The sequence below is a fragment of the Streptomyces sp. NPDC000941 genome, assembly GCF_053599555.1.
Window position 1 is genome coordinate 1 of record NZ_JBSFMM010000025.1, and the last position, 15,108, is coordinate 15,108.

The 15,108-nt window shown below is 70.3% G+C and carries 12 protein-coding genes; 5 read left to right on the forward strand and 7 right to left on the reverse strand.

Annotation, left to right across the window (positions count from 1 at the left end):
* Positions 1-1,532 (reverse strand): ABC transporter substrate-binding protein (locus ACWDSL_RS11105; RefSeq protein ID WP_450483965.1); only part of this gene is annotated, 1,532 nt, incomplete at its 3' end.
* A gap of 323 nt (positions 1,533-1,855) precedes the next feature.
* Between ACWDSL_RS11105 and ACWDSL_RS11110 the strand changes: the two genes are divergently transcribed.
* The 4 genes from ACWDSL_RS11110 to ACWDSL_RS11125 all read left to right on the forward strand — a co-directional run bounded on the left by ACWDSL_RS11110 (position 1,856) and on the right by ACWDSL_RS11125 (position 6,020).
* On the forward strand, positions 1,856-2,140 hold the full coding sequence (locus tag ACWDSL_RS11110) for a hypothetical protein (protein ID WP_450483967.1): 285 nt from the start codon (positions 1,856-1,858) through the stop codon (positions 2,138-2,140).
* 288 nt (positions 2,141-2,428) lie between these two features.
* Positions 2,429-3,274 carry a hypothetical protein gene (locus ACWDSL_RS11115; RefSeq protein WP_089505032.1) on the forward strand — a complete coding sequence of 282 codons (846 nt, stop codon included), beginning with the start codon at positions 2,429-2,431 and terminating at the stop codon, positions 3,272-3,274.
* A 17-nt stretch (positions 3,275-3,291) separates the two neighbouring features.
* Entirely contained in the window at positions 3,292-5,253 is a 1,962-nt protein-coding gene (locus ACWDSL_RS11120; RefSeq protein WP_450483969.1) for a fumarate reductase/succinate dehydrogenase flavoprotein subunit, read from the forward strand.
* Positions 5,250-6,020, forward strand: coding sequence for a succinate dehydrogenase/fumarate reductase iron-sulfur subunit (locus ACWDSL_RS11125; protein ID WP_450483971.1), 771 nt, complete (start codon positions 5,250-5,252; stop codon positions 6,018-6,020). The genes ACWDSL_RS11120 and ACWDSL_RS11125 overlap by 4 nt, the downstream gene beginning before the upstream one ends.
* Before the next feature lie 40 nt (positions 6,021-6,060).
* Here ACWDSL_RS11125 and ACWDSL_RS11130 read toward each other — a convergent pair whose 3' ends face one another.
* The 6 genes from ACWDSL_RS11130 to ACWDSL_RS11155 form a co-directional block, all read right to left on the reverse strand.
* Positions 6,061-8,847, reverse strand: a complete 2,787-nt coding sequence (locus ACWDSL_RS11130) for a SpoIIE family protein phosphatase (protein ID WP_450483973.1) — start codon at positions 8,845-8,847, stop codon at positions 6,061-6,063.
* Between the two features lie 169 nt (positions 8,848-9,016).
* Positions 9,017-9,460: an ATP-binding protein gene (locus tag ACWDSL_RS11135; protein ID WP_450484055.1), complete on the reverse strand. Its 444-nt coding sequence runs from the start codon at positions 9,458-9,460 to the stop codon at positions 9,017-9,019.
* Between the two features lie 142 nt (positions 9,461-9,602).
* Entirely contained in the window at positions 9,603-9,998 is a 396-nt protein-coding gene (locus ACWDSL_RS11140) for a (deoxy)nucleoside triphosphate pyrophosphohydrolase (protein WP_450483975.1), read from the reverse strand.
* 85 nt (positions 9,999-10,083) lie between these two features.
* Entirely contained in the window at positions 10,084-10,269 is a 186-nt protein-coding gene (locus tag ACWDSL_RS11145) for an SPOR domain-containing protein (RefSeq protein WP_014176736.1), read from the reverse strand.
* Between the two features lie 219 nt (positions 10,270-10,488).
* On the reverse strand, positions 10,489-12,165 hold the full coding sequence (locus tag ACWDSL_RS11150) for an APC family permease (RefSeq protein ID WP_450483977.1): 1,677 nt from the start codon (positions 12,163-12,165) through the stop codon (positions 10,489-10,491).
* A 471-nt stretch (positions 12,166-12,636) separates the two neighbouring features.
* Positions 12,637-13,389: a GntR family transcriptional regulator gene (locus ACWDSL_RS11155; RefSeq protein ID WP_450483979.1), complete on the reverse strand. Its 753-nt coding sequence runs from the start codon at positions 13,387-13,389 to the stop codon at positions 12,637-12,639.
* Between the two features lie 263 nt (positions 13,390-13,652).
* On the opposite strand from ACWDSL_RS11155, the gene ACWDSL_RS11160 reads away from it, so the two are divergent.
* Positions 13,653-15,083 carry a M1 family metallopeptidase gene (locus tag ACWDSL_RS11160; protein WP_450483981.1) on the forward strand — a complete coding sequence of 477 codons (1,431 nt, stop codon included), beginning with the start codon at positions 13,653-13,655 and terminating at the stop codon, positions 15,081-15,083.
* Positions 15,084-15,108: the final 25 nt, after the last annotated feature.

Sequence of the window (15,108 nt, forward strand, 5' to 3'; positions counted from 1 at the left end):
GAGCGGCCCGCGTCGCCCGCGCCGGGGCCCGCGCCCCGGCCGCCGTCGCGCTTCCCGCCGTCCCGCTGCCCGCTGTCGCGCTTCCCGCCGTCCCGGGCGGTGTCGTGGCCCTGATCGTCCGTCTTGGCGCCGAGCGCCTTCTGCCGGGCCGAGGCGGGGGCGGCGCGCCAGCCGGCGTCGGCGAGCAGGGCCTGGGCGGCGTGGGTGTCCTTGCCGCCGAGGGCGCCGCTGTGGTCCTTGTAGCCCTGCTGGCCGGCCATCAGCAGATGGTTGCCGAGCGGCTTGGCGGGCAGCCCCAGGGGGCCCAGCACCAGCTTCGCGAGGTCCTTGCGGTCGATCGCGCGGGCCACCGCCCGGCGCACCCGCTCGTCGGCGAGCGGGCCCTTGGTGCCGTTCAGGGCGAGCTGGGTGTACGCGGGCTCCAGGGCCTTGCGCACGACAAGCCTGCGCAGGGCCGCCTTCTCGGCCCGCGCCTCCTTGGAGGAGTTCTCCTCCGCCCAGGCGCGCATCGCGTCGGCCGCGTCCCGGCCGCCCGCCGCCAGGTCCGTCCCGGCCTCGGCCCCGTGCTGAGCCGACGGCTCGGCCGCGGCCTGTTCGTCCGTCCCCCTCTTCCCGTTCTCCGCCTTCTGCGCCTTCTCCGCCGCCTTGCCCTTCTTCTTGGGCACCTCGGCCGCGTCCTCGATCCGCTCGGCCATGGCCCGGTCGACCTCGGCCAGATCGAGCTTCCCGGCCAGCAGCGCGGCGGGCCTGTCCTTGACCGGTACGGCCTTGAAGACCAGCTTGTCGAGCCGGGCCCGGTCACCCCACCAGCGGGGGTTGCGCACCAGCGTGACGCTCTTCGTGCCGCCCGTGATGCTGCGCATCAGATACGGTCCCGCGCTGACCGCGAGCCCCCGGCGCCGTCCGTCGTTGAAGGCCGTCGCGTCGCTCATCACGGTCTTCGGGTAGAGCGGGGTGAACAGCGAGCGCCAGTCCGCGTACGGCTTGGCGAAGGTGACCTCGACCTCGTGCTCCCCGTCGCCGGGCTCGACCTTGGCGATGCGGTCGTACCCGGCGTTACGGGCCGTCCAGTACGCGCCGTCCGCGCCGCGCAGCGCCTTCCACTGGGCGGTGAAGTCCTCCGCGCCGATCGTGCGCCCGTCGGTCCACACGGCCTTCGGGTTGAGCTTGTAGCGCACGACCTGCTTGGGCTCGCGGTCCACCACGTCGGCGGCCTGGAGATAGTCGGAGTTGCGCTGCGGGCGGCCCCGGCCGTCCAGGGTGAACAGGGACGGCAGGACGGCTCCGGCGATCCGCTGGGTGCCGCTGTCGGCGTTGGTCTGGAAGGCGTTGAACGTCCCGGGCGCGGCGTCCAGGGCCCAGCGCAGCGTCCCCGTATCGGCCACCCGGTCGCGGGCGGCCGTGGCCACGTCCCGGCGGGCGGCGGCGGGCGAGCTGTCGTCGCCGCCGGAGCTGCATCCGCTCGCCCAGGGCAGCGGCAGCAGCACTCCCGCGGCGAGCAGCACGACACGGCGGCGCTTGGCGATGGACATGGCGCGGTACCTCCGGGGTGGGCCTGCTCGGCCGGACGGGCCGGGCGAGCCGGAATTGTGCATATTTGGCATATTGTGACGCTCATCGCATATACTCCTCACTCAAAGCGACGGTTCAGGAAACAGCACGCCGAGACGGCCATGGAGGGGAAAGGATCACCCGAGCGGGTCAATCCGGTGGGCGCGTACCCCGCGCGCGAAGGTGCCTTCGCTCCGGTGGCCGCGCCAATCCCGACAGATCCCTTCCCAACCGCGACCATGACGCGTAACACTCGCTGTCGCATGAGCGTCGCCAACCGCAACCGCGGAAGTGAGGGCAAGTCATGTCCTTGAACGACGACTTGACGGCCGTCCAGCGCTGTCTCGACGATCTGGTCCGCTCCGTCCACCGGCTGGAACAGTCGGTCGGCCCCGGAGGCCTGGACATACGTCGCGTCCGTACCGACGCGGACCATCTGCGCGAAAGCCTGGCCCTGCTGCGCGCGACCACCCCCGGCGAGCGGTCGAGCCCGGAGATGGTGCTGGTCCCCGACGCGCCGTACAACAGCGCGCTCTGGTTGGACGTCGACGACGAGGGGCTCGGCGCGCGCGACCGCCACGCGCCCTGAGGCGCGCACGCGGCGTGACCGGCGCCCCGCCCCACGAGGCGGACCCGCCCCACCAGGCGATCCGCCCCACGGGACGATCCGCCCCACGGGACGATCCGCCCCACGGGACGATCCGCCCCACGGGGCGACCCGGCACCCGGCGCCCCGCCCCAGCGGGCGACGCGCCACGAGGCGACCCGGCAGCTGACGCATACGGGCGCCTACCCGAGGGGCCCGAGCGTGTCCCGCCCTCACGCCGCGTGAGTGCCGCCCCATCACCCACCCGCACACTCCACCACGGAGTCCCTTTTGGCCACAGGCACCGACCCCCAGGCCCGTACGGCCTCCGGAAAAGACCCCGCCACGCACGGCGTACACGCGCCCTCGCGCGCCGCCGTCCCGGCCCGCCATCTGCGCACCGACCGCTGGTGGCTCTCGCCCGCGGCGACCGCCGCCGGTCTTTTCGCCTTCGTCGTCTACTCGACCTGGCGGGCCTTCTCCGGAGACGACTACTACGCCGAGCCGTATGTCTCGCCGTTCTACTCGCCCTGCGTCGCGCAGAACTGCGTGCCCATGAAGGGCGGCGCGAACTGGGAGATCTTCGGCGCGTGGTGGGGCCTGTCCCCCGCCCTGCTGATCCTGATCTTCCCGCTGGGCTTCCGGCTGACCTGCTACTACTACCGCAAGGCGTATTACCGGGGCTTCTGGGCCTCGCCGCCGGCCTGCGCGGTCCCCGAGCCGCGCGCCAAGTACTCCGGCGAGACCCGCTTCCCGCTGATCCTGCAGAACATCCACCGCTACTTCTTCTACTTCGCGGTGATCGTCGCCGGGATTCTCAGCTACGACACGGTGCTCGGCTTCCGCGACGAGCACGGCCGGTGGGGCCATATGGGCCTCGGCACCCTGGTGCTGCTCGCCAACATCGCGCTGATCTGGGCGTACACCCTCTCCTGCCACTCCTGCCGGCATATCGTCGGCGGCCGGCTCAAGCACTTCTCCCGGCATCCGGTGCGCTACCGACTGTGGGGCTGGGTCAGCAAGCTCAACGCCCGCCATATGCAGCTGGCCTGGGCGTCGCTGGTGAGCGTCGCCGTGGCCGACTTCTACGTCTATCTGGTGGCCAGCGGCGCCTTCGACGACCCGCGCTTTTTCTAGGAGAGGTGCCCAACAAGATGACCCAAGTCGAACGGCAGTCGTGGGACGTGGTCGTGATCGGCGCCGGCGGCGCCGGGCTGCGGGCCGCGATCGAAGCGCGCGAAGCGGGCAAGCGCTGCGCCGTCATCTGCAAATCGCTCTTCGGCAAGGCCCACACCGTGATGGCCGAGGGCGGCATCGCCGCCAGCATGGGCAATGTCAACGAGGGCGACAACTGGCAGGTGCACTTCAGAGACACCATGCGCGGCGGAAAGTTCCTCAACCACTGGCGGATGGCGGAGCTGCACGCACAGGAAGCCCCGGACCGGGTCTGGGAGCTGGAGACCTGGGGCGCGCTCTTCGACCGCACCGCCGACGGAAAGATCTCCCAGCGGAACTTCGGCGGCCATGAGTATCCGCGCCTCGCCCATGTCGGCGACCGCACCGGCCTGGAGCTGATCCGCACCCTCCAGCAGAAGATCGTCTCCCTGCAGCAGGAGGACAAGGCCGAGTTCGGCGACTACGAGGCGCGGCTGAAGGTCTTCCAGGAGTGCACGGTCACCCGCATCCTCAAGGACGAGGCGGGCGAGCGGGTCGCCGGGGTCTTCGGCTACGAGCGCGAGTCCGGCCGCTTCTTCACCATCGAGGCCCCCGCGGTGGTGCTGGCCACCGGCGGCATCGGCAAATCCTTCAAGGTGACGTCCAACTCCTGGGAGTACACCGGCGACGGCCACGCGCTGGCGCTGCTGGCCGGGGCGCCGCTGGTGAACATGGAGTTCGTGCAGTTCCACCCGACCGGTATGGTCTGGCCGCCCTCGGTCAAGGGCATCCTGGTGACCGAGTCGGTGCGCGGCGACGGCGGGGTGCTGCGCAACAGCGAGGGCAAGCGCTTCATGTTCGACTACATCCCGGATGTGTTCAAGGAGAAGTACGCCCAGACCGAGGACGAGGGCGACCGCTGGTACGAGGACCCGGACCACAACCGCCGCCCGCCCGAACTGCTCCCCCGCGACGAGGTCGCCCGCGCCATCAACTCCGAGGTCAAGGCGGGCCGCGGCTCCCCGCACGGCGGGGTCTTCCTCGATGTCTCCACCCGGATGCCCGCCGAGGTCATCAAGCGGCGGCTGCCCTCCATGCACCACCAGTTCAAGGAGCTTGCGGACGTCGACATCACCGCCGAGCCCATGGAGGTCGGCCCGACCTGCCACTACGTGATGGGCGGCGTGGACGTCGACCCTGACACCACGGCCGCGACCGGAGTGCCAGGGCTGTTCGCCGCCGGCGAGGTCGCGGGCGGGATGCACGGCTCCAACCGGCTGGGCGGCAACTCCCTCTCCGACCTGCTGGTCTTCGGCCGGCGCGCGGGGCTGCACGCGGCCCGGTACGCGGACGAGACAGCCTCCTCGGGAGCGCGGCCGGCCCCGGACGACGCGCAGATCGATCTGGCGGCGGCCGAGGCGCTGCGCCCGTTCAGCGCGGAGGGCGGCGACCCGTCGCGAGCACCTCGGTCCACGGTTCCGGCCGAGAATCCGTACACGCTCCACCAGGAGCTCCAGCAGACCATGAACGACCTGGTCGGCATCATCAGGAAGGCCGGCGAGATGGAGGAGGCGCTGCACCGCCTGGCCGCCCTGCGGGTGCGGGCGCGGCGCGCCGGGGTGGAGGGGCACCGGCAGTTCAACCCCGGCTGGCACCTGGCCATCGATCTGCGCAACATGCTGCTGGTCAGCGAGTGCGTGGCGCGCGCCGCGCTGGAGCGGACCGAGAGCCGCGGCGGGCACACCCGCGACGACTATCCGGAGATGGACCGCGAATGGCGGCCGGTCAACCTGGTGTGCCGGCTCGCCGACCCCTCGGACGGGCCGGCGGCGCCGGACGCGCGCCAGGGCCAGATCCGGCTGGAGCGGCGCCTGACCCCGCCCATCCGGCCCGATCTGCTCGGCCTGTTCGAGAAGGACGAGCTGGCGAAGTACCTGACGGACGAGGAGCTGACCCAGTGAGCGCGTACGAGGCCCACTTCAAGGTGTGGCGGGGCGATGTGGAAGGCGGCGGTCTGAAGGACTTCCACGTCGAGGTCAATGAGGGGGAGGTCGTTCTGGACATCGTCCACCGGATCCAGGCGACCCAGGCCCCGGACCTGGCGGTCCGCTGGAACTGCAAGGCGGGCAAGTGCGGCTCCTGCAGCGCCGAGATCAACGGGCGGCCCCGGCTGATGTGCATGACCCGGATGTCGGTTTTCGGCCGCGACGAGACGCTCACCATCACCCCGCTGCGCGCCTTCCCGGTCGTACGGGACCTGGTGACCGATGTGTCGTTCAACTACGAGAAGGCGCGCGAGGTGCCGTCCTTCGTACCGCCGGAGGACCTGGGTCCTGGCGAGTACCGGATGTGGCAGGAGGACGTGGGGCGGTCCCAGGAGTTCCGCAAGTGCATCGAGTGCTTCCTGTGCCAGGACACCTGCCATGTGGTGCGCGACTTCGAGGAGAACAAACAGGTCTTCGCCGGGCCCCGGTTCCTGATGCGGGTCGCCGAGCTGGATATGCATCCGCTGGACGGGGCGGCCGAGACCGGGCTCGACCGCAAGCGCACGGCCCAGGAGGAGCACGGTCTGGGCTACTGCAACATCACCAAGTGCTGCACCGAGGTCTGCCCGGAGGGGATCAAGATCACGGACAATGCGCTGATCCCGCTCAAGGAGCGGGCGGTGGACCGTAAGTACGACCCGCTGGTCTGGCTGGGCAACAAGATCCGCCGCCGCGAGTCCTGACCGTTTACAGATGGCCCGGGCCGGGTTTCCGGTCCGGGCTTCACCACATGCTCAGCAGCGCCTCCACCGAGTCCGGGCCGGACGACTGCCCGCCCGGCAGCGCCAGCTCGAACCAGACCGTCTTGCCGTGCGGCGTGCGCCGGCTGCCCCAGCCCGCGCTGAGCAGACCGACCAGCTGCAGCCCGCGCCCGCCCTCGTCGGTGTCGCGGGCGCGCCGGCGCCGGGGCTGGACCAGGCCGCTGTCCCAGACCTCGCAGACCAGCGTGCGGTCCAGCAGCAGCCGCAGCCGGATCTCGCCCTCGCCGTACCGCAGTGCGTTGGTGACCAGCTCGCTCACCAGCAGCTCGGTGGTGTCCACCAGTTCGTCCATGCCCCAGGACTCCAGCTGCTGCCGGGCCAGTTCACGGGCGCGGCCGACCGACTTGGGCTCGCTGGGCAGCTGCCAGTCCCCGACCGACTCCGCCGACAGGCCCTGCATCCTGGCCATCAGCAGGGCGATGTCGTCCTCGCCGTGGTGGGTGTCCAGGGTGGACAGCACGTGGTCGCAGACGTCCTCCAGGGACACCACGCTGTCCGGGGTGTTGAGGGACGCGCGCAGGGCTTGTAGGCCCTCGTCGAGGGTGTGGTCGCGGGACTCGACCAGGCCGTCGGTGTAGAGGGCCAGCAGCGCCCCGTCGGGGAGTTCGACCTCGATCTCCTCGAACGGTTCGCCGCCGACGCCCAGCGGCATCCCGGGCGGGACCTCCATCAGCAGGGCGGATTCGCCCGGCTCGACGAGGACGGGGGGCGGGTGACCGGCGTTGGCGAACGTACAGCGGCGGGTGACCGGGTCGTAGACGGCGTAGACGCAGGTGGCCAGGTACACCTCGGCCAGGTCGGAGGAGCCGTCGGCGGCCTTGCCGCGGCGGGCGCGCGAGCTCGCCCGGCCTCCGGAGTTCGAGCCGCCGGGCGCGCCGAGCCCGCTGGCGATCTCGTCGAGCGCGGAGAGTACCTCGGCGGGCTCCAGGTCGAGCAGCGCCAGGGTCCGTACGGCGGTGCGCAGCTCGCCCATGGCGACGGCGGCGCGCAGACCGCGGCCCATCACATCGCCGACCACCAGGGCCGTGCGGTGGCCGGGCAGCTCGATGACGTCGAACCAGTCGCCGCCCACCTCGGTCGCCGCGTTGCCCGGCAGATAGCGGCAGGCGATATCGAGCCCGGCGGCCTCCGGGTCGCCGGGCGGTAGCAGGCTGCGCTGGAGTATCAGCGCGCGCTCGTGCTCTCTGCGGTAGAGGCGGGCATTGTCGATGGAGACGGCCGCGCGGGCGGCCAGCTCCACGGCCAGGGCGGTGTCCCGCTCGCCGAAGGGCTCGCTGCCCTTGGTGCGGGAGAACTGGGCGAGGCCGACGACCGTGTCGCGCGCGACCATCGGCACCACCAGGGTGGACTGGAGCATGGTGCCCATCTCCAGGCTCTCGCCGCCGTCCCGGCCGGGGACGACGCGGGCGCGGGCGGTGCGCAGGGCCACGGCGCTGGGCGAGTTGAAGGGGTAGCGGTGCACCTCGCCGACCTGGACGGGCTTGGTGGCGCCGCCGGCTCCGTCACCACCGGCTCCGCCACTGGACAGATAGCTGTCGCCGAAGCCGACCGGCCCGGCCGATACGGCGCTGGCGAAGGCCACCCGGCGCAGCTCGGCGCTGCCGTCGGCCAGTCCGGGCGGGGTCTCGTCGCCGACGAGCAGCCCCTGGTAGAGGTCCACGGAGGCCAGGTCGCAGAACTGCGGTACGGCGACGTCCAGCAGCTCGCGCGCGGTGGTCTCCAGATCGAGGGAGGTGCCTATTCGGGCCCCCGCCTCGTTGAGCAGCGCCAGGTTGCGGCGTACGCCCGCGGCTTCCTGTTCGGCGCGGCGGCGGCCGGTGACATCGGTGGCAAGACCGGCGACGCCGATGGGCCGGCCCGAGCCGCTGTGCAGCCGGTACAGCGAGATGGACCAGCGGCGCCGCTCGGGGTTGCCGGGCACGGTGCCCACGATGGGCATATCGGTCAGCGACTGCCCGCTGTCGAGAACTTGGCGCAGGGCGGCGGCGAGCCGGTCGGCCTCGCCGCGCGGCAGCAGGTCGTACGAGGAGGCGCCGCGATACGTCTCGGCGGGGCGGCCGAAAACCGTGGCAAACCGCTCATTGACGCGAAGCATGCGCAGATCGGTGCCGAAGAGAAAGAAACCGAGCGGAGATTGACCGAAAACGGCCTGCGACGCGGCGAGGTCGGTCTCCAACCCCCGTAGAGCCGTCACATCCACGGCGATACACAGCGCGGACCGCTCACCGTGCTCGGTCTCGGCCGGCATCACATAGACCTCGGCGATGCCATGCGCCTGCGGCGCCTGCGGGTTGTGATACGGGACGAGCCCGGTCCACTCCCTGCCGTCGAGGATGTCGGCGACCGTCCGGCGGCTTGCCTCACGCAGCTCGGGCGGTACGAACGCCTCCACCGGGTCCTTGCCGATGGCCTCTTCATGGCTCAGACCAAGGAGCTCGGTGGCGCGCCGGCTCCACTGGGCGATCCGGCCATCGGGCCCCAGCGAGAAGGAGGCGACCCGGATGTAGTCGTAAATCGAGCCGGGCGGGCTGCTCTGCCAGACCGACGGGGCGGAGGACAGTGAGGATTCCGACGATCGGTACGGCACGGGCAAAGACGATGAGCTGGACACAGGAGACGAAGACGGCGATGAGGAAGGCAAGGCGGGCACAATGGGCGAACGTGATGATGAGGACGTACGGGACTTTGGCGACATCTGCGAACCAACCGCCTCCTCGGGCATCTCCGCCCCCGCTGGCTTCTCGCTCATGCGCCCGTCCCCTCCGGCTCAGGTGCTCCGACCGGCTCTCAGATAGCGAGTATCCAGCACCTCGGCCATCCGGAGTACGGTCTTCACGATCACAGCACTATCTCAGCCTGCATTCAGGTTCCGTCCTGGCTTTTTGACAAGCGCTCAAGATCAGCGCTCACTCACACTCTTAACCGGGCAGAGCCAGCTCGAACCACACCGTTTTCCCGGTGGCGCCGGCCCGGGCGCCCCAGCGCAGCGCGGAGCGGGCCACCAACTGCAGGCCGCGGCCGCTCTCGTCCTCCGCGGTGGCCACGCGCTCGCGCGGCGGATCGGTGAGCGGGTCGGAGACCTCGACCAGCAGGACCGGGCCCCCCGCGGCGCGTTCGCGACGGGCGTACATACGGACGCCGATCGGACCGCTGGCATGCCGCAGCGCGTTGGTGACCAACTCGCTCACCAGCAACACCGTCATATCGCCCAGCGGCGCAAGCCCCCAGCGCTCCAGCGCCTCACGCACCTGGGAACGGACCACCCGGACGGCACCGGGCTCGGCGGGGAGGACCCACTCGACGGAGCCGGGCCGGCCGGGCCCGGAACCGGCCGCTCCTGTGCCGTCCGTCACGCCGATCACTTCCCCCGACACGTCCAAGCCCCGCCGGAATATATGGATTCAGGGAGGTTAATCAGTACATACCCGATATCCGGGCGGGGTACCGTCGACCGTCTTGATGGGTACGTGAGCGGGGACCGGAGGCGGGCCGCCAGGGCAGGCCCTACGCGCTCAGCAGCCGCCGTACCGCCTCGGCCACCGCCGGACGGTCCTCGTCCAGCCAGTCGACCTCGTCCACGCGGTCGGGCGGCAGCCAGCGCAGCTCGTCGTGGTCCTCCAGCGGGCGCGGCTCACCGGAGCACAGCTCCGCGGTCCACACCTGCAGGACGTACCCCGGCTTGAGGATCCACTCGCCGGGCAGCCGCTCCAGCGGCCGCACCTCGACGCCCAGCTCCTCGCGCAGCTCGCGCACGAGGGTCTGCTGCGGCGTCTCGCCCGGCTCCGCCTTGCCGCCGGGCAGCTCCCAGCGGCCCGCGAGCTCGGGTGGGGCGCTGCGCCGCGCGGCCAGCAGCCGCCCCCGGTCGAACACCGCTCCGCCCACCACCACGCGCACCGTCATGCGCCGCACCCTACGGGAGGAGTCCCCCGGGATGCGGCGCGGGCGATGACGGTGAAAGGCGGCGGGAACGAGGGCCGGGGGGCGGTCAGCGGGCCTGTCGGGAGGCCGCGGTCCGCTCGACGACGTAGAGCTGCTCCTTGCTCTGCGAGTCGAGCCGGTCGGCCACTTCCTGGGCCTCGGTCTTGGTGGCGTAACGGCCGACGCGATAGCGATTGCCGTTGTCGTCCTGGCGGATGACGAGCCATGGCAGGACGGCATTGCTGTCACTCATCGGTCCGCCCCCTCCAATCTGGCGCGCCCCCGCGCACGCCTCTCTGACTCCGGTAAGGAATTCCCGATCCGCATATGCCCGAGCCTACGCCCAACCTTCACGCACCGGATACGCCTTCTTACAACGAGGTACTCATCCGGCCAGCGGCCGGTCATCGGCGGAGTGGCCGGTCGAGGTGTCGCCCCGCCAAGGCGGCACCCTCGTCCGGCCCGCACCATGTCAGACGCCCGCGGTCGCCTTCTCGCGCCGGTCGTCGTCCGCCTCGCCCGCGGCCTCATTCGCGGCCTCCGCGGCCTCGGCCTCGGTGGCCAGTTCCCGCTCGGCCTGCACCAGGGACGGGTTGCGCCATGCGCTGCCCACGCCCCAGGCGTAGAAGAGCAGAGCGATCACGGCCACGATCAGGAAGTCCCAGCCGTCGGCCAGATCGCCACGGCCGCCGTACTTCTTACTGCCGAGGAACGAGACCGTCGCCATGACCAGCAGGTACGACACCATCCAGGCGCCCCCCATGAGGTGCGGCTTCAGCTCGGCCCATGGCTTGCGCAGCTCGTACCAGGCCCAGATCGGCAGACCGATCGCCATGATCAGGATGACCTTACCGGTCAGCGGCCAGCGGGCCCAGTACAGGACGAGCGAGCCGAAGACCATCGCGATCGGCGCGATGATCGGCATCGCGCGCAGCTTCACCGGGCGCGGCAGGTCCGGGGAGAGCCGGCGCAGCGACATCACGGCGACCGGGCCGGTGATGTACGAGATGACGGTCGCGACGGAGACGATCTCGGCGAGCGAGCCCCAGCCGCGGAAGACCGCGAGGAACGCGAAGGCGATCGCCAGGTTGAGCAGCAGCGCCGGGCGCGGGATACCGGTCTTGGGGTCGACCTTGCCGAAGATCTTGGGCAGATGGCCGTTCTCCTGGACACCGTGGATCATGCGGGAGGTGGTGGCCGCGTAGATCATGCCGGTGCCGGACGGGGAGATGAAGGCGTCCGCGTACAGCAGCAGCGCCAGCCAGTTCAGGCCCCAGGCGGTGGCCAGGTCGGCGAGCGGGGAGTTGAAGGACAGCTCCTTCCAGCCGCCGTGCGCCAGGTCGGCGGCCGGGACCGCGCCCAGGAAGGCGACCTGGAGGGCGACGTAGATCACCAGCGAGATGAGAATGGAGCTGATGACGGCCTTGGGCAGGGACTTGCCGGGGTTGCGCGCCTCGCCCGCCATGTTGAGCGGGGACTGGAAGCCGTTGTACGCCCAGACGATGCCGGAGACCGCGACGGCGGTGAACACCGAGCTCCAGCCGTTGGGGGTGAAGCCGCCGTTGCCGCTGATGTTGCCGCTGTCGAAGTGGGCCAGCAGCAGGGCGCCCGCGGTCAGCGCCGGGACGACCAGCTTGAAGACGGTGATCGCGGTGTTGGTCTTCGCGAACAGGGTGATCGCGAACCAGTTGAGGAAGAAGTAGAAGACCAGCAGGACGGAGGCGAGGATGACGCCGGTGCCGGTCAGCTCCTTCCCGTCGTACAGCTGCTTCGCCCAGTGGAAGTCCCAGGAGCTCATGTACTGGATGGAGGCGGTGGCCTCACCCGGGATCACCGAGACGATGGCGATCCAGTTGGCCCAGGCGGCCAGATAGCCGGCGAGCGAGCCGTGCGAGTACTGCCCGTACCGGACCATGCCGCCGGCCTTGGGGAACATCGAGCCGAGTTCGGAATAGGTCAGGGCGATGGTCAGGGCAACCACGGCGCCGATCACCCAGGCGAGAATGGCGGCGGGGCCGGCCAGTGACGCGGCTCGCTCGGCACCGAAGAGCCAGCCGGAGCCAATGATGGAACCGAGGCCGACCGCGGTGAGCGACACCGTTCCGAGCGACCTTTTGTAATGCGAGTGGGAACCTTGTTCATTGCTCAACGTCCCTGACACTCCCTTCGTCCCCCATAGCTGTACCTGATGCAAACGGCCGTCATCGTACATACGAATTGAAGGGGTGCCTCGCGGGTTTGAGCTGAGTTTGAGGTCCGGCTCCAACAGATGCACTCTGGGGTGCATCTGCGCAGGTCAATCGCTGGTAAAATCAATGAGAAGCATAAGTCAAGGCGGGCCGGTCGGGCCCTTCGTCGAATCTTTACCAGCCGGGCACGGGACTTATTAATCCCGCCCATAATCGCCTGTAAATCACCGGGGAAGCGGCGACTCTTCCGTAAAGTTCGTGCCCAGCTGCCGCGAATGAACCCGGATGGCTGAGTGACGCGAGTTGAGCACGATGTGCCGCTTTTCATGTAGCAGGCACTGAGCTCAAATCTACCTCAAATTCCACTGAGCTCAAATTCAGCTCAAATCCTTTTGTGAATAGTGAAGTTGAGGAATGCTCGGACCGGCCCGTCAACGCACCGGAAGGTGGTACGCGACGCGGTACCGCTCGGCCAGCACCACCACATCGGCGGTCTCGACGGGGCGACCGCCCGCGAAGTACGTACGCGAGATGACGAGTACGGAGTGGCCCGGCACCCCGCCCAGCGTCAGCGCCTCCTCCGCCCGGCCGGGCCGCGCGGAGACCTCCTCCGTCACGTTGTCCACCACGACGTCGATCGCGGCCATCCGCTCGACCACACCACGCCCGGCCAGCGGCCCCTCCTCGGGCAGCATCACGGGCGAGCGGCCGGTGAGGGCAAGCGGCTCCCAGGAGGTGGAGATCATCACCGCGTCCCCGGCGGCCCGGAACACATACCGGGTGCGCATGACCCGCTCCCCTGGCGCGATACCCAGCCGGAGCGCGGTCTCGCGCCCGGCCTCCTCCCGCTCGCTGCTGGACTCCCAGGTGCCGATGATCCGGTCGTCGGCCTGCTCCTGGCGGAACGGATTGGACCGGTCGCCGTCGCGGAAGCCCGTACGGACCAGACGGCGCGGGACGGGCCGCGCGCGGACGTAGGTGCCGGAGCCGGAACGGCCCTCGACCAGCCCCTCGGCCATCAGCACCTTGCGCGCCTCGAGGGCGACGGTGTCGGAGACCCCGTACTCCTCACGGATCCGGGCCTGGGAGGGGAGGCGGGTCTGCGGTGGCAGCTCGCCGGTGGTGATCTTCTTCCGGAGGTCGTCGGCGACTCGGAGATATGCGGGCTGATCACCAAAGGCCACGAGCGCTCCCAGCGGTTGACAATCGGCAACAGCTTCGCAACCGAGGGTTGTCATCCGCAACTGAGGGCCAGAGCTTCACCGGAAGTGGTGAACTGCAGCTCAGAGACGTTTACTTCGACAACGACGCATAAGGTCGGTATCAATGGCGATCAACGCCTGACCATCGCCGTAAGGCAGCGTTGCATCGCCGTACATCGCCGCCACACTGGCGAGCATCGCCGTACACCGCCGTTCATCCGCCGGTCCCCCCACAGGAGCCCGCCGTGCGCACTCGCCCCACCCCGCGGCCACTGCCCGCCGCCCTCGCCCTGCTGCTGTGCGCCGCGTGCACCGGCGGCGCGGGGGCCAAGGATGCCGCCGGCAACGCCCCCGGGGTCTCCGGGGCACGGCCCGGCACCGCCGGGGTCGGCGATCCGCTCTTCCCCAAGCTCGGCAACGGCGGCTACGACATATCCCGTTACCGCCTCACCCTCGACTACGTCCCCGACTCCCACCGCCTCAAGGGCACCGCCGAACTCACCGCCCGCACCACCCGCGCCCTGACCTCCTTCCACCTGGACCTCGCCGGACTGCGGGTGCGCGAGGCCACGGTCGACGGCCGACCCGCGAAGACCGCGCGCAGCGGCACGGAGCTGACGCTCACCCCCGCCGCCGCCCTCCCCAAGGGCCGTACGTTCAAGGCCACGGTCGTCTACGACGGCAAGCCGAAGACCATCACGGACCCGGACGGCTCGGAGGAGGGCTGGATCAAGTCGGCCGACGGGGCCGTGGCGGTCGGCGAACCCACCGGCTCCATGGCCTGGTTCCCGGGGAACCACCACCCCTCCGACAAGGCCGCGTACGACATCACCATCACCGTCCCCCAGGGCTACACCGCCGTATCCAACGGCGAGTTGGCGCGGCGCAGCGATCATGGCGACCACACCACCTTCCGCTGGCACACCGGCGAGCCCATGGCGAGCTATCTGGCCACCGTCGCCATCGACGACTTCGACATCCACACCACGACCACCGATGGCACGCTCCCCCAGTACGTCGCCGTAGAACCCGAACTGGCCGACCGGGCCGCCGACGTCCCCGACCAGGTCACCGATGTCATCGACTGGGAGACCCGGACCTTCGGCCCGTACCCCTTCTCCTCCACCGGCGCGATCGTCGCCGACCTGCCCGACCTCGGCTACGCCCTGGAGACCCAGACCAAACCGCTCTACCCGTCCCCGCCCAGCGAACCGCTGATCGTGCACGAACTCGCCCACCAGTGGTTCGGCAACTCCGTGACGCCCCGGACCTGGAAGGACATGTGGCTCAACGAAGGGTTCGCCACCTACGCCGAGTGGCTGTGGGAGGAGGATCACGACGGCCGCACCGCCCAGGAGACCTTCGACGACTTCTACGACGGCACGGACGACGAGAGCGAGGGCATCTGGGACTTCCCGCCCGCCGCCCCGCCCAGCGCCGGCCGGGTCTCGGACCCGCCCGTCTACGGGCGCGGCGCGATGGTGCTGCACAAGGTGCGCGAGGCCGTCGGCGACAGGACCTTCTTCGCCATCCTGCGCGCCTGGACCCGGGACCACCGCCACGGCAACGTCGACACCGCGCAGTTCATCGCGCTGTGCGAGAAGAAGTCGGGCAACGACCTCAAGGACCTCTTCGACGTCTGGCTGTACGCGGACGCCAAGCCGAAGAAGCCGTGACAAGGACGCCAAGCCGAGGCGGCCG

What these genes read in the sequence shown, in the direction of transcription:
- ACWDSL_RS11110 (WP_450483967.1), top strand. Translation starts at nt 1,856, where the DNA reads ATGTCCTTGAACGACGACTTGACGGCCGTCCAGCGCTGTCTCGACGAT.
- ACWDSL_RS11120 (WP_450483969.1), top strand. Translation starts at nt 3,292, where the DNA reads ATGACCCAAGTCGAACGGCAGTCGTGGGACGTGGTCGTGATCGGCGCC.
- ACWDSL_RS11130 (WP_450483973.1), bottom strand. Translation starts at nt 8,847, where the DNA reads ATGAGCGAGAAGCCAGCGGGGGCGGAGATGCCCGAGGAGGCGGTTGGT.
- ACWDSL_RS11140 (WP_450483975.1), bottom strand. Translation starts at nt 9,998, where the DNA reads ATGACGGTGCGCGTGGTGGTGGGCGGAGCGGTGTTCGACCGGGGGCGG.
- ACWDSL_RS11145 (WP_014176736.1), bottom strand. Translation starts at nt 10,269, where the DNA reads ATGAGTGACAGCAATGCCGTCCTGCCATGGCTCGTCATCCGCCAGGAC.